The sequence below is a fragment of the Paraburkholderia sp. SUR17 genome (genome assembly GCF_029536165.1).
Lineage (GTDB): Bacteria > Pseudomonadota > Gammaproteobacteria > Burkholderiales > Burkholderiaceae > Paraburkholderia > Paraburkholderia kururiensis.
Genome location: NZ_CP120508.1, coordinates 2,733,168 through 2,748,005 on the forward strand (window position 1 = coordinate 2,733,168; position 14,838 = coordinate 2,748,005).

Consider the following 14,838-nt stretch of genomic DNA (forward strand, 5'->3'; position numbering starts at 1 on the left):
TCATGAAAGCCTTACGGCAGGAGGGTTTCCCGCTAGCCGCCGCGCGTTTTTCGGCGCGGCAGTAGCGAGCATTCTGGAAAGGGATACGGGCGAGACAGCCCAGGCTCAACAGTGAAAGGCAGGTGATGGCAGCCGGCGCCATGGCATAAGCGTCGGCTCAGCTCCGTCGCTCAACTCGCCCCGGCCACGTGATCGCCGACATTCGCGCCGAACACGCGCTGCCGCAGCAGCGCAAGCTGGTCGCGCGCCTGGGCGGCCTTCTCGAACTCGAGATTCTTCGCGTACTCCATCATCTGCTTCTCGATACGCTTGATCTCCTTCGCAATCTGCTTCTCGGACATGTCTTCGAACCGCGCCCGCTCCTGCTCCTCGCGCAGTTCCGCACGCGCCTCGTCGGCGTTGTAGACCCCGTCGATGATGTCCTTGATGCGCTTCACCACGCCGCGCGGCGTAATGCCCATGCGTTCGTTGTAGGCGATCTGCTTCGCGCGCCGCCGCTCCGTTTCGTCGATGGCGCGGCGCATGGAGTCGGTGATGCGGTCCGCGTACAGGATCGCCTTGCCGTTCACGTTGCGCGCCGCACGGCCGATGGTCTGGATCAGCGAACGCTCGGCGCGCAGGAAACCTTCCTTGTCGGCGTCGAGAATCGCCACCAGCGAGACTTCCGGAATGTCCAATCCTTCGCGCAGCAGGTTGATGCCGACGAGTACGTCGAACGTGCCGAGCCGCAGGTCGCGGATGATCTCGACGCGCTCCACCGTGTCGATGTCGCTATGCAGGTAGCGCACCTTGACGCCATGGTCGGTGAGGAACTCGGTGAGCTGCTCGGCCATGCGCTTCGTGAGCGTCGTGACGAGCACACGGTCGCCAGCTTTCACGCGTTCGTTGATCTCGGAGAGCACGTCGTCCACCTGGGTGGACGCCGGCCGCACTTCGATCTGCGGATCCACGAGCCCCGTGGGCCGTACCACCTGCTCGGCCACCTGCCCGGCCTTCTTCTGCTCGTAGTCGGCGGGCGTCGCGGAGACGAAAACCACCTGGCGCATCTTGCGTTCAAACTCGGCGAACTTGAGCGGCCGGTTGTCCAGTGCGGACGGCAGCCGGAACCCGTAGTCAACGAGGTTCTCCTTGCGCGCTCGGTCACCGTTGTACATGCCGTTCAGCTGGCCAATCAGCACGTGCGACTCGTCGAGCAGCATCAGCGCGTCCGACGGCAGGTAATCGACAAGCGTGGGAGGCGGCTCGCCCGGCGCCGCGCCGGAAAAGTGCCGCGAGTAGTTCTCGATGCCCTTGCAGAAGCCCAGCTCCTGGAGCATCTCCAGGTCGAAGCGGGTGCGCTGCTCGAGCCGCTGTGCCTCCACGAGCTTGCCGTCGCGGTTGAAGAATTCGAGCCGCTCGCGCAGTTCCGCCTTGATCGTCTCCACGGCGCGCAGCACCGTTTCGCGCGGCGTCACGTAGTGCGACGACGGATACACGGTGAAGCGCACGATCTTCTGCCGCACGCGGCCCGTGAGCGGATCGAAGAGCTGCAGCGTTTCGACCTCATCGTCGAAGAGTTCGACGCGCAGCGCCATCTCGGCATGCTCGGCCGGGAAGATGTCGATGGTGTCGCCGCGCACGCGGAACGTGCCGCGCTGGAAATCGGCTTCGTTGCGGTTGTACTGCATCGCGATCAGCCGCGCGATGATGTCGCGCTGGCCGAGCTTGTCGCCCGTGCGCAGCGTGAGAATCATCTGGTGGTACTCGGTCGGATTGCCGATACCGTAAATGGCCGACACCGTCGCGACGATCACCACGTCGCGGCGCTCCATCAGGCTCTTGGTGGCCGACAGGCGCATCTGCTCGATGTGCTCGTTGATCGACGAGTCTTTCTCGATGAACAGGTCGCGCTGCGGCACATAGGCTTCCGGCTGGTAGTAATCGTAGTACGAGACGAAGTACTCGACGGCGTTGCGCGGAAAGAACTCGCGGAATTCCGAATAAAGCTGCGCCGCGAGCGTCTTGTTGGGCGCGAATACGATCGCCGGACGGCCCAGCCGCGCAATCGTGTTGGCCATCGTGAACGTCTTGCCGGAACCGGTCACGCCGAGCAGCGTCTGGAACGCGAGCCCGTCCTCGACGCCTTCCACGAGCGTGTTGATCGCGTCCGGCTGATCGCCGGCGGGTGGATAAGGCTGGTACAGCTGGAAAGGAGAACCTTCGAAAGAGACGAACTTCGATTCGTCAAGCGTGCCGTCGACTTCGGCCAGGTGGTGTTCGGACATGGGAGCAGGATCCTCAGCCGCAAGCAAACGACTATTCTAGCGTTTTGCAAAAGGGCGGGCGGGGGCCTGATCCAGCGGCGTTTCGCGTGAGCGGCGTGAGTGGTATGAGCGGCGAGGTGGCCGGCAGCGGGCGCTGCCCGGGGTGGCGGGACGGCGGCTCGTCGCGTTGCATCGCGTCGCAGAGCCAACGGCGCGGCAAGCGCCCACACCGGGCCGCACACAAGCCGCCTGGCCGGCGCTTGCAAAGGCGGCGAACCATCCCGCGTGCCGCCTTTATGGGCAAAAACGCCGCTGGCGGGTCAAAAACGACGCCCGGATTCGTTACAATGTCGCGTTGCGCGTGCCGATGAGCCTCGCTGTTATGCGTGGCTGCGGCCGTGTCGCCCGCCCCGAGCGACGCGCCGGGCCGGCAAGCCTTCCGCTCGCCGCCGCCCACGACACCAGCATTCCTTCCTTGACTACTGTCGAACCATCATGTCCCTCTTTTCCGCTGTCGAACTTGCCCCGCGCGACCCCATCCTCGGCCTGAACGAGGCCTACAACGCCGACACCCGTACCACCAAGGTGAATCTCGGCGTCGGCGTCTACACGAACGAAGAAGGCAAGATTCCGCTGCTTCGTGCAGTGCGCGAGGCGGAGAAGGCGCGTGTCGAAGCGGCGCTGCCGCGCGGCTATCTGCCCATCGAGGGCATTGCGGCCTACGACGCTTCCGTACAAAAGCTGCTGCTCGGCAACGATTCGCCGCTGATCGCCGCTGGCCGCGTCGTGACGGCCCAGGCACTGGGCGGCACGGGCGCACTGAAGATTGGGGCGGACTTCCTCAAGCGACTGAACCCCACGGCGAAGGTCGCGATCAGCGACCCCAGCTGGGAAAACCACCGCGCGCTGTTCGAGGGCGCGGGCTTCGAGGTGGTCGCCTATCCGTACTACGACGCGGCCACCCACGGCGTGAACTTCGAAGGCATGCTGGCAGCACTCAACGGCTACCCGGCCGGTACGATCGTCGTGCTGCACGCGTGCTGCCACAACCCCACCGGCGTCGACCTGAGCCCGGCGCAATGGCAGCAGATCGTCGAAGTCGTGAAGGCGCGCGAGCTGGTGCCGTTCCTCGACATCGCGTACCAAGGTTTCGGCGACGGCATCGATGCGGACGCAGCGGCTGTGCGCCTCTTCGCAGCGGCTGAGCTGAACGTGTTCGTCTCGTCGTCGTTCTCGAAGTCCTTCTCGCTGTATGGCGAACGCGTCGGCGCACTGTCGATCGTGACGGGCAGCAAGGAAGAAGCCGCGCGCGTGCTCTCGCAGTTGAAGCGCGTGATTCGCACGAACTATTCGAATCCGCCGACGCACGGCGGCTCGATCGTGGCGGCCGTGCTCGGCTCGCCGGAACTGCGCGCGACGTGGGAAGCGGAACTCGGCGAAATGCGCGATCGCATCCGCGCCATGCGCAACGGGCTCGTGGAACGCCTGAAGGCAGCCGGCGTGCAGCGCGACTTCAGCTTCGTCAACGCACAGCGTGGCATGTTCTCGTACTCGGGCCTGACGGCCGCTCAGGTTGACCGTCTGCGCGAAGAGTTCGGCATCTATGCGGTAAGCACCGGCCGCATCTGCGTGGCTGCGCTCAACACGCGCAACCTCGACGTGGTGGCCAATGCGATCGCGCAAGTACTGAAGTAATTGCAGGGGCGGCGATACGACTGCGGACGTCGCCGGTCTTACCGCAGCGTATTGCTTCCACCGGACATCTGACGGCGCTCCCTCATGGAGCGCCGTTTTTGTTTCTGTGCGGGTTAGCGCAGATCGCGATGGATGTCGTGCGTGACGAAGCCCGCGTCGTTGTCCGGCATGTCGAGCCACCCGGGCTGGGCAAGCGACGCCCGAATGTCCTGCAGACCGCTTTCCCAATGCGCGCGCATCGTTGAGAGCCCGAACTGGTAGTCCTTGTAGTGCCCTTCGTATTCCTTCTGGCGGTAGATCAGATGGAACACGTTGTACTTCTTCGAGCACGAAAGTTCGTCCGCGAGTTGACACCAGGGATCGTCGCGCTCCTGCGGCGTGACACGTTCGAGCACCTCGCGCAGCACGTGCCTGAAACGTTGCGAGCGCTGCATCATGTCGGTGACAAGGCGCGTGCGACTTGAATACTGGATGTCCTTCACGCGCCCTTGCACGTCGGTAATGTTGTCGGGCACGGGGCCGCGTGCACTCCAAAGATCCACCTGGAACGCGAGCGTGTCGTGGCGCGGCGTTGTCTGAATGACCTCGTAGAGCGGCGTGTTGGACATGAGGCCGCCGTCCCAGTAATACTCGCCGTCGATTTCCACAGCCGCAAACCCTGGCGGCAGCGCGCCGGACGCCATGAAGTGCTCGGCCTTGAGATGCTGGTGCCGGTTGTCGAAATACGCGAAGTTGCCTGTGGCGACATTCACCGCGCCGACCGACACGCGAATCTCGCCCGAATTGATGCGATCGAAATCGCACAGGCGCTCGAGTGTCGCCTTCAGCGGCGCGGTGTCGTAGTAGCTTGCGGCCTGTGGCGCACCGGCGCCGGCCGGCATGGGCGGCGGGAACCGCGGCACGAAGAAGCCCTTCTGCCCCTCCACGACTGCGCCAACTGCCTGCATCGCCGTGAATGTCTTACGCAGCACGTCGCCGGAATTGAAAAGCGCGTGCTCAAGGAAAGGCGGCAGCGGCGGCCCGAATGCGGGCTGACAGATGGTTTCCCAGAACTGCCGTAAACGCTCGACGCGATGCCGAGGCTCATTGCCCGCGATGATGGCGGTATTGAGTGCGCCGATCGAAATACCGCATAACCAGTTCGGCACAATGCCCGCTTCGTCGAGGCCCTGAAAGACGCCCGCCTGATAGGCGCCTAGTGCGCCGCCGCCTTGCAGCATCAGTGCGATGCACTCATACGGCGGCAGCTTGACAGGGCCTTCCGCCCGAACCCGGGACGCGGCGCCGGCGCGCTCGCCGGCGGCGTCGCCGGCTGTGCCGGCCCGGGCCCGTTTCACCTTCGGTTGCGCCATGGCCGCGCTCCCTGCCGTTATTGCATGTACCAGCCGTGGCTGACGATGAACGACTGCCCCGTCAGCGCGGCCGTGGGGTAGGCGGCGAGGAAGAGCGTCATTTGAGCGACGTCGTCGACGGTCGTGAACACGCCGTCCACCGTACCGCCCAGCATGACGCGCTTGATCACGTCCTCTTCGCTGATGCCGAGTTCTTTCGCCTGCTCGGGAATCTGCTTGTCCACCAGCGGCGTACGCACGAAGCCCGGACACACCACGTGCGAGCGCACGTTATGCTTTGCGCCTTCCTTGGCGAGCACGCGTGCAAGACCCAGCAGCGCATGTTTGGCGGCTACGTAAGCGGACTTCAGCGGCGAGGCCTCGTGCGAGTGCACGGACCCCATGTAGATGACCACACCGCCACGGTCGTCCTTGTACATGTGCTTGAGTGCAGCCTTCGTCGTGAGGAATGCGCCGTCCACGTGAATGGCCTGCATTTTCTTCCAGTCGGCGTACGCGTAGTTTTCAATCGGATTGACGATCTGGATGCCGGCGTTCGAAACGAGAATGTCCACTGAACCGAACTCGGCGGCGACCTTGTCGATACCCTGGTTCACCGCGTCTTCGTTCGTGACATCCATCGCAACGCCAAGCGCCTTGCCACCCGCTGCCCGAATCTCGTCCGCCACGGCGTTCGCGCCTTCCGGATTCAAGTCGGCGATGGCCACGGCCGCACCCGCCTCGGCAAACGAAAGCGCGATCTGCTTGCCGATTCCGCTCGCTGCGCCGGTGACAACGGCGACCTTGCCATCGAGCCTCGTATTCACTGTAGACATCCAGCACCTCCATGCAGTAGATGAAATGAAACCACGGCGCGCAGGTGGCGCACACTCGTCCGGACGGCCTATGCCAGACGGAAGATACTGCGCCGCGGCCAACCACGCTATTGTGCATGAAGCAGAGCACGCGGCGAATAAAACCGGACAGGACTAAGCTGCCGGTTGCGCCAACTTTTTTCCACGGAGGAATTCATGAACTATCGAAGGCTCGGCCGCTCCGGCTTGCAGGTCAGCGAGTTGTCCATTGGCTCCTGGGTCACCTATGGCAATCAGGTTGACCGCCGCGCTGCACGCGAATCGCTCGCCGCCGCGCGCGACGCCGGCGTCAATTTCTTCGACAACGCCGAAGTCTACGCGGGCGGTAAATCCGAAGAGATCATGGGGCACGCGCTGAAGGAACTCGGCTGGCCGCGTGTGAGCTACGTGGTGTCCACTAAATTTTTCTGGGGACTACAGGAAGCACCGAACCAGTACCACACGCTCAATCGCAAATATCTGCTCAACGCAATCGACGGTTCGCTTGCACGGTTGCAGCTCGATTACGTCGACCTCGTGTTCTGCCATCGCCCCGACCCGAACACGCCGATCGAAGAAACGGTCTGGGCGATGAGCGACATGATTACGCAGGGTAAGGCCCTGTACTGGGGAACGTCCGAGTGGAGTGCGGACGAAATTCGCTGCGCCTGGGAGATCGCCGAACGCCATCACCTTCACAAGCCTGTCATGGAACAGCCGCAGTACAACCTCTTTCATCGCCGGCGCGTGGAAGACGAATACCGACGGCTTTACGAGGACATCGGACTGGGATTGACCACGTGGAGTCCGCTCGCGTCAGGCCTTCTAACGGGCAAGTACCGCGAAGGCGTGCCGCAAGGCAGCCGTGCGCAACTGCAAGGTTACGACTGGCTGCGCGAACGGCTCATCGACACAGACAGGAACGCGATCGTCGGAAAATTCGGCACCGTTGCAAATGAACTGGGATGCACGATCGGGCAACTGGCCATCGCGTGGATATTGAAGAATCCCAACGTGAGCACAGTGATTACGGGCGCCTCCCGCATCGAGCAGATCGCGGAGAACATGAAAGCGCAGGAAATCGCGGCAAAGATCACACCTGAGATCAAGCGGGACATCGAGGCAATCGTAGGCGACGCATACGACTGACGACGCAACCGCCGCGGGATGCAGCGCAAAGAGCGGCGGGCCATGCGCGAGGCTCGCGTACAATACGCGACCGCAGCGCACGGCTACCACTGCGCGTAGCGCTCACATCCATGCAAAGCGCCGCTGCTGCACGTCCCGCGTCTTCGCCCTCGCCGAATTCATCGTTTCGTTTCAGCGCTTCGTTTCGTCGCCTCACATCGTCGCCCGCCATCATGCTCAGCTACCGCCACGCTTTCCACGCCGGCAATCACGCCGACGTCCTCAAGCACACCGTTGTCGTGCAATTGCTGCGCTACCTCGGCAAGAAGGACAAGGCCTACTGGTACATCGATACGCACGCCGGTGCCGGTGCATATTCACTGCAGGAGGGCTACGCGACGAAGACAGCCGAGTACGAAACCGGCATCGCAAAGCTGTGGAACCGGCGCGATCTGCCGGAAGCGCTGGCGGATTACGTGGGCGAAGTAGCCGCGCTCAATGCGGACGGCGAACTGCGCTATTACCCCGGGTCGCCGTATCTCGCGTGGCGTCTGATGCGCGAGCAGGACCGCATGCGTCTGTTCGAACTGCACAGCACGGAAATCGAAGTGCTGCGCCACAACTTTCGCGAAGCCGGCCGTCGCGTGATGATGTTTGCGGGGGATGGCTTCGAAGGCATCAAGGCGCTTCTGCCTCCGCCCCCGCGCCGGGCACTCGTGCTGGTGGACCCGTCGTTCGAAGACAAACGCGACTACGCGCGCACGCTGAACTGCGTCGAAGAATGCCTGAAGCGCTTCGCCACCGGTACCTATGCAATCTGGTATCCGCAGGTCACACGGCCCGAATCGCAACGCTTTCCCGAGCAGCTCAAGCGGCTACAGAGCACCAACTGGCTGCACGCCACGCTCACCGTGAGCCGGCCGCCGGAAGACGGTTTCGGCCTGTACGGCAGTGGCATGTTCGTCCTGAACCCGCCGTATACGCTCGCGGCCACGATGAAAGAGACGCTGCCGTGGCTCGTCAAAGCCCTCGGTCAAGACGACAACGCGCAGTTCAAGCTTGAACACCGCATGAACTAGGCGTGCGATGCGCCTACTGCTGCGGCACGATGCGAGGCGGTCCCGGCTTGATATGCACCGGTTGAGACGGGCGCGTGGGAGTCGCGGGAGTCGTGGATCCCGGCGTGACCGTTTGCTGCTGTGGCCCGCCCACGGAGATGTACGGCGCAACGTACAACGGAATGGATTGATTGGACGGCGCAAGCTGCGCAGGTTCCGCAATGGGCTGCGCCTCCACGATGGGTGCCTTCACGAGTGGCGCCGTCTGCAGCACCGTGCCGCTCTGGCCGTCGCTGATGCCCCTCTGCGTATCCAGAATTAGCGGCTGTCCGCCCGAAGCAGCCTGCGCCGCAGATGCGGCGAGCATCGAGAGCGCTCCCACCACCGGCAGGATCGACAACGCGGCGACGCGTAGATAACGAAGTGCGACCATGAACAGCCCCCGTTCGGCGAGATCGTTGTTGTAAAGGATCGGTGCGCGAGCCGGTAAGCAGCCGGGCAGCAGCCCGATGCCGGAGCCCGCGCAAGAAACGCTTTACCTTACCGCGATGGCAGGCTTCAGACTAGCCCGTACGACTTGCCGTGCCATTGCCCGCGTCCCGTGCAGGGCCCGCCGACGCAAGAACTCCCGCTCCAGATGCGCCAAAGCCCCGCGAGGCGGGGCTTTGGACGAAACCGCAAGGCAATGCGACCGCGGTGAACGCGGCCTGTCGCAATTTACAGCGAGTAGCCGTTGGATTCGAGCGAGCGCAGGCGCTGTTCGAGCTGGACGATGTCCGTGGACTGCGCGAGGTAGGCCTCGCGGCGGTTACGTTCAGCGGTTTCGAACCAGGTGCTCAACTTGTCGAGGATGTACGCAAACATGATGTTCTCCAAGGATCAGGAATGAATCCCCGGTGGATCAGATGTCAGGGATTTCCCTTAAAAGGGTTAACCCGAATTATAGCGAGACAACGTGAGCGCGGTAGTGAAATGCCCGAATGGCGTGCATTCCGTTTTGGAATGGTGCATGCACGAAATTGGTTCAAGCTACTGAATTTTCAAAGTTTTTATTTTGATGAATCCCTTTTCGCACGCTCGGCGGGCGCAAAAATGCACCAATTCAGTGCTATTTTGCCGCGCCCTCCCTGCAGCAAGCTCGCCGAGCCCTTGCACTCATACGTCGTGGCACCCGGCGCAAGACTCGGTCGTTCCCTCGGCGTCGGCCAGCCGCTCGATGATCGGGCAATCCGGCCGTGCGTCGCCATGGCAGTGAGCAGCCAGATGAACCAGCGTATCGCGCATCTGGGTCAATTCGGCGATGCGGCGGTCCAGTTCGCCGACGTGCTCGAGCGCAATCGCCTTGACGTCCGCGCTGGCGCGCGAGCGGTCGTGCCAGAGGGCCAGCAGACGGCGGATGTCCTCCACGAGAAAACCGAGCCGTCGAGCCTGGCGAATGAATCGCAGAGAATGCACCTCCTCGGGCCCGTAGACGCGATAGCCCGCTGCGGTGCGCGACCGGGCCGCAAGCAGTCCGACGCTCTCGTAGTAGCGGATCATCTTCGCCGTAACGCCCGACGCGCGCGCCGCTTCGCCGATGTTCATCGCGCTGCTCAGCGTGACGTTCGCGGCGATGTCCGTCGCAACGCTCATTCTTTTCCCGCCCTTCCCGGCCGGCATGTCGAGGGTCAAACCCACCGTTTTCATGCGCTTCTCCTCTTGTCGCTGCCTGCGCCGTCGCAGCAAGGCGGCAGGCAGCGTGCGGCAGCAAGTTTCACAATGTCCGTCGATCGTACAGCTTCCCATGATGGGAAGGTCAGCACGGTAGATGTATTTCCACGGGCATAATTCAACCGTTGTTTCACTCCAGTTCGAAAGGAAGTCCACACCATGATCCAGTTCCAGGTAGAAGGCATGAGCTGCCAGCATTGCGTCGCCGCCGTGACGCGGGCCATTCACGAACACGATGCCACCGCCAGCGTGCAGGTCGATCTCCCCGCGGGCCGCGTTCTGGTGGAGTCGAACCAGCCTCAGGACGTGCTCAAGGCTGCGATCGACGAAGCCGGTTACACGGTGGTCGGCGCATCGTCTCCGGCGCAGTAATCACGCGTTCGAGGCAAAGGAGCGACGCATGTTCAAGGTTGGCCTGCTCGGGGCGTCCGGGCTGCTGGGGCGCGCCATTGCGGCCGAGCTGCGGCAACACACGCAACATGAGCCCCCCGGGGAACCCACGGCAGCCGAGCCGTGGCAGGTGATTGAGACGGCGTTTAGTCGCCCTGGGCTGGGCCAGCTTTCGCTCGACATCCGCGACCCGCACGCGGTCGAGCACTTCATGGAACGCGAAGCGCCCCAGGCCATCGTGATCGCAGCCGCCGAGCGGCGGCCCGACATTTGCGAACGTGACCCGGCGCTGGCCCGCGCGCTCAACGTCGAAGCAGTGGCAGCGATTGCGCGTGCAGCGAAGCGGCGCGGCGCGTGGGTGCTGTCGATTTCAACCGACTACGTGTTCGACGGCACGCGCCCGCCGTATCACGCCGACGACCCGCCCTCGCCCATCAACGCCTACGGGCGCAGCAAGCTCGAAGGGGAGCACGCGTTGCTCGACGCCACGGATCTCGGTCTCGTGTTGCGTCTGCCGCTGCTCTACGGGCCGATCGTGGACTGGCAGGAATCCGCCGTGACGAGCCTCGTGCCGGCCATTGCGGCATCGGCGCGAAACGCTTTCACGCAAGAAGACCGTCAAGCGCAAACCGCCAAACCCGCCGTCATGGACGCCTGGGCGATTCGCTACCCCACCTTCACGCCGGACGTTGCTTACGTCGTGCGGCAACTGCTCGAACGGCATGCCGACGGAGCGCCGCTTTGCGGCATCGCCCAGTGGTCGGGCGACGAACCGATGACGAAATACGAGATCGCGCAGCGCCTCGCCACAGCGCTGGAGGTGGATGCCGCGCTCGTGCCGCAGACCACGCCCGCTGACGCCACGCCGCGCCCCTACAACTGCCGTCTCGATTCGAGCCGTCTCGAAGCCTTGGGCATAGGACGGCGCACGCCGTTCGACACCGGCATTCGCGACGTGCTGCGCGCCTTTCCGTGGCGGCCCGGCGGCGTGCAGTCAGCCACAAGGCGATGAACGACGAAACCGCGCCCGCCTTCAGTGAAAATCGCGGCTCGCCGTAGCCAGTCGCCCCAGCAAACGGCTGTGATCCTCCAGCCGGTGTGCGACCAGATGCACCACCTCGCCTTCGCGCTGCACGACGCCCGACACCGCCAGCAGCGATGAACTCAACAGCGCCTGGCGCTGCGTTTCCACCACCGACGGCCACACGATCACGTTGATCGCGCCGGTCTCGTCCTCGATCGACACGAAAATGGTGCCGCTCGCCGTGCCCGGCCGCTGCCGCACCGTCACGATGCCGCATGCGCGCACCAGCGTGCCGTGCCGGCACAGGGCGAGCTGCGCGGCGGTGCGAAAGCGCTGCTTCGCGAGCCCCGGTCGCAGCAGCGCGAGCGGATGCCGGTTCAGCGTCAGCCCGAGGCTCGAATAATCGGCGACGATCTCGCGGCCTTCCGTTGCGCGCGGCAACGCGAGCGGCGCCTCGGCGATCGGCGCGTCGCGCAGCAGCTTCGGCACGGCATGCTGGGCGGTGACGGCCCACCACGCCTCACGCCGGTGTCCCGCAATGCTTGCGAGCGCATTCGCCGCGGCCAGTGCCTGGAGTTCTCGCCGCGTCAGCGCCGCACGGCGCGCGAGATCATCGACGTCGGTAAAAGGCGCCTCGCGGCGCGCCTCCATCACGCGATGCGCCGCCTCCTCGGGCAGCCCCTTCACGAGCCGCAGCCCGAGCCGCACCGCCGGCCCGCGCCGCCCATAGGCGCGCGCCGGCAGCTTGACCCAAGCTCTCACAGCACGCCGGACAGTGCGAGCAAAACAGTGCTTCGGCACCGCAACGGCACGCAGTAACCGCTCATAGCGAGGCGCATCGGCACGCCGCGCCGCCGCCTCGTCGGCCGCCAACCGCGCGCCGGGCCGGCCGCGCACCTCCAGCACCGATTCCCAGTCGCTCACCGAAACGTCGGGCGCGAGCACCGTCACGCCATGCCGCTTCGCGTCCTGCACGAGCTGCGATGGCGAATAGAAGCCGAGCGGCTGGCTGTTCAGCAAGCCCGCGAGAAACGCCGCGGGCTCGTAGCGCTTCAGCCACGCGCTCACGTAGACGAGCAGCGCGAAGCTCGCCGCGTGGCTCTCCGGAAAACCGTAATCGCCGAAGCCCTCGATCTGCTTGCAGATGCGGTCCGCGAATTCCCGCGTGTATTTCCTCGCCAGCATCCGGTTCGTGAGGTCGTCCTGATAGGGCCGCAGGTCGCCGTCGCGCCGCCACGCCGCCATGGCGCGGCGCAGGCGGTCGGCCTCTTCCGCGCTGTAGCCGGCTGCGACCATCGCAAGGTGCATCACCTGCTCCTGGAAGATCGGCACGCCAAGCGTGCGTTCGAGCACCGGCTTCAAATCGTCTTTCTCGTATTCGACGGCTTCGAGCTTCTGCCTGCGCCGCAGATACGGATGCACCATGCCGCCCTGGATCGGCCCCGGGCGCACGATCGCCACCTGAATCACGAGGTCGTAGTACTTCCGCGGCCTCAACCGCGGCAGCATGCTCTGCTGCGCACGCGACTCGATCTGGAACACGCCCACCGTGTCCGCGTGGCAGCACATTTCGTAGACGGCCGGGTCGCCGCGCTTGATGTCCTGCATGCGATACGCCGGCAACCCGCGCCGCAGCGCGACGAACTCCAGCGCGCGCCGGATCGCCGAGAGCATGCCGAGCGCCAGCACGTCCACCTTCAAGAGCTTCAGCGCATCGATGTCGTCCTTGTCCCATTCGATCACGCAGCGGTCTTTCATCGCCGCGTTCTCGATGGGCACGAGCCGCGAGAGTTTGTCTTTCGCGATCACGAAGCCGCCCACGTGCTGCGACAGGTGGCGCGGAAAATTGCGCAGCTCGCGCGTGAGCCGGATCAGATGCTGCGTGACGTGCGACTCGGGATCGAAGCCGGCTTCGGCCAGATAGTGCGCCACGGCCTCGGGACCATCCCACCATTGCTGGGCGCTGCTGATGCGTTCGATCAGCGCAGGTTCGAGGCCGAGCGCCTTGCCAACGTCCTTCAGCGCGCTGCGCGTGCGATACGAGATCACCGTGGCCGCGAGCGCCGCGCGGCGCCTGCCGTACTTGCCGTAGACGTACTGGATCACCTCTTCGCGGCGCTGATGCTCGAAGTCGACGTCGATGTCAGGCGGCTCGTTGCGCGCGCGCGAAATGAACCGCTCGACCAGCATGTTCATGTCCACGGGGTCGATCTCGGTCACATAGAGGCAATAGCAGACCACCGAGTTGGCCGCCGACCCGCGCCCCTGGCACAAGATGCCCTGCTCGCGCGCGAAACGCACGATGTCGTGCACGGTGAGGAAGTACTTCTCGTAGCGCAGGTCCGCGATCAGATCGAGTTCCTTGTCGATCTGCTCACGCTGGCGCTCGCTCAAGCTGCCCGCCCAGCGCGCGCGTGCGCCCTCCATCACGAGCTTGCGCAGCCAGCTGGCCGGCGTTTCGCCGGGCGGCACGAGTTCTTCGGGATATTCGTAGGCCAGTTCGTCGAGCGAGAACGAGCAGCGGCTCGTCACGCGCAGCGTTTCGGCGAGCGTATCCGCGGGATACAGCGCCCCGAGCCGCACCCGCGTGCGCAGATGCCGCTCCGCGTTGGGTTCGAGCGCATGGCCGCATCGAGCAAGCGGCTGGCCGAGACCGATGGCCGTCAACGTGTCCTGCAGCGGCTTGCGCGAACGCGCATGCATCAACGCGCCGCCCGCGGCCACGAGCGGCAGCCCGCTTTGCTGCGCGATGGTCCGCATTGCGTTGATGCGCACTTCGTCGTTGCCGATTTGCCATAGTTCGAGCGCGAGCCAGGCGCGGTCCGGCGCGATGCCCGCAAGCCAGTGCGCGCAGCGCAGCGTCTGCGCGAGCGTTGCCGCCTGCTGCGGCACGAGCAGCAGGACGCAGTCGGGCAAATGGCGCAGATGCGCGAGATCGGCCGGCGGTTGGGTAAAGTCGGCAGGATGCAGCCGATAGCTGCCCTTCGCCGCGCGCGAGCGTCCCAGCGTGATCAGTTCGGAGAGATTGCCGTAGCCATCGCGATTCATCGCGATGGCTACGAGCGTGCAGAACGGTGCACCGGCTTCATCGGTGAGATTGAGTTCGCTGCCGATCAGCAGATGCAGCGGCGGGTCGGGTTGCGCTTCCTCTTCTCCTTCACTGCATGCCTTCCGTTCCTTCTCGCGTTCCGCTTCGATGATCTTGAGCGCGCTGTGGGCACGAACTACGCCGGCGAGCGAGCACTCGTCGGTAATCGCGAGCGCGCTGTAGCCGCACTGGATGGCCCGCTCGACGAGTTCACCGGGACGCGACGCGCCGCGCAGGAACGTGAAGTTGGTGAGGCAATGCAGCTCGGCATACGCCGGCAATTGCGGCATCGGGGGCACGGCGCCCTTCCCGTCACG

12 protein-coding genes are annotated in these 14,838 nt (G+C 64.6%); 5 read left to right on the forward strand and 7 right to left on the reverse strand.

Annotated features, from left to right (window positions below; genetic code table 11):
* Positions 1-170 precede the first annotated feature (170 nt).
* Positions 171-2,264, reverse strand: coding sequence for an excinuclease ABC subunit UvrB (gene uvrB / locus P2869_RS12045; protein WP_017776217.1), 2,094 nt, complete (start codon positions 2,262-2,264; stop codon positions 171-173).
* A 474-nt stretch (positions 2,265-2,738) separates the two neighbouring features.
* On the opposite strand from uvrB, the gene P2869_RS12050 reads away from it, so the two are divergent.
* A complete protein-coding gene (locus P2869_RS12050; protein WP_017776216.1) occupies positions 2,739-3,938 on the forward strand; it encodes an amino acid aminotransferase in 1,200 nt (399 codons plus the stop codon).
* A 113-nt stretch (positions 3,939-4,051) separates the two neighbouring features.
* Here P2869_RS12050 and P2869_RS12055 read toward each other — a convergent pair whose 3' ends face one another.
* Positions 4,052-5,290, reverse strand: a complete 1,239-nt coding sequence (locus P2869_RS12055) for a patatin-like phospholipase family protein (RefSeq protein ID WP_017776215.1) — start codon at positions 5,288-5,290, stop codon at positions 4,052-4,054.
* Positions 5,291-5,307: 17 nt separating this feature from the next.
* Positions 5,308-6,105: a 3-hydroxybutyrate dehydrogenase gene (locus P2869_RS12060; protein ID WP_017776214.1), complete on the reverse strand. Its 798-nt coding sequence runs from the start codon at positions 6,103-6,105 to the stop codon at positions 5,308-5,310.
* 195 nt (positions 6,106-6,300) lie between these two features.
* On the opposite strand from P2869_RS12060, the gene P2869_RS12065 reads away from it, so the two are divergent.
* Entirely contained in the window at positions 6,301-7,272 is a 972-nt protein-coding gene (locus P2869_RS12065; protein ID WP_017776213.1) for an aldo/keto reductase, read from the forward strand.
* Positions 7,273-7,484: 212 nt separating this feature from the next.
* Positions 7,485-8,330, forward strand: coding sequence for a 23S rRNA (adenine(2030)-N(6))-methyltransferase RlmJ (rlmJ, locus tag P2869_RS12070; protein WP_277596626.1), 846 nt, complete (start codon positions 7,485-7,487; stop codon positions 8,328-8,330).
* A 13-nt stretch (positions 8,331-8,343) separates the two neighbouring features.
* Here the strand turns inward: rlmJ and P2869_RS12075 are convergent, their stop codons facing one another.
* From P2869_RS12075 to cueR, 3 genes are all read right to left on the reverse strand, one after another.
* Positions 8,344-8,742: a hypothetical protein gene (locus tag P2869_RS12075; protein ID WP_277596627.1), complete on the reverse strand. Its 399-nt coding sequence runs from the start codon at positions 8,740-8,742 to the stop codon at positions 8,344-8,346.
* 284 nt (positions 8,743-9,026) lie between these two features.
* Entirely contained in the window at positions 9,027-9,173 is a 147-nt protein-coding gene (locus P2869_RS12080) for a DUF3563 family protein (protein ID WP_017776210.1), read from the reverse strand.
* Between the two features lie 291 nt (positions 9,174-9,464).
* Entirely contained in the window at positions 9,465-9,893 is a 429-nt protein-coding gene (gene cueR, locus P2869_RS12085; RefSeq protein ID WP_126878425.1) for a Cu(I)-responsive transcriptional regulator, read from the reverse strand.
* 285 nt (positions 9,894-10,178) lie between these two features.
* Between cueR and P2869_RS12090 the strand changes: the two genes are divergently transcribed.
* Both P2869_RS12090 and P2869_RS12095 read left to right on the forward strand, forming a co-directional pair.
* Positions 10,179-10,391 (forward strand): heavy-metal-associated domain-containing protein, encoded by a 213-nt coding sequence (locus P2869_RS12090; protein WP_017776208.1) that lies wholly within the window; start codon positions 10,179-10,181, stop codon positions 10,389-10,391.
* A gap of 28 nt (positions 10,392-10,419) precedes the next feature.
* On the forward strand, positions 10,420-11,421 hold the full coding sequence (locus P2869_RS12095; RefSeq protein ID WP_277596628.1) for an SDR family oxidoreductase: 1,002 nt from the start codon (positions 10,420-10,422) through the stop codon (positions 11,419-11,421).
* A 21-nt stretch (positions 11,422-11,442) separates the two neighbouring features.
* Here the strand turns inward: P2869_RS12095 and P2869_RS12100 are convergent, their stop codons facing one another.
* Complete coding sequence (locus tag P2869_RS12100) at positions 11,443-14,811, reverse strand: error-prone DNA polymerase (protein ID WP_277598126.1); 3,369 nt, start codon at positions 14,809-14,811, stop codon at positions 11,443-11,445.
* Between the last annotated feature and the right edge of the window lie 27 nt (positions 14,812-14,838).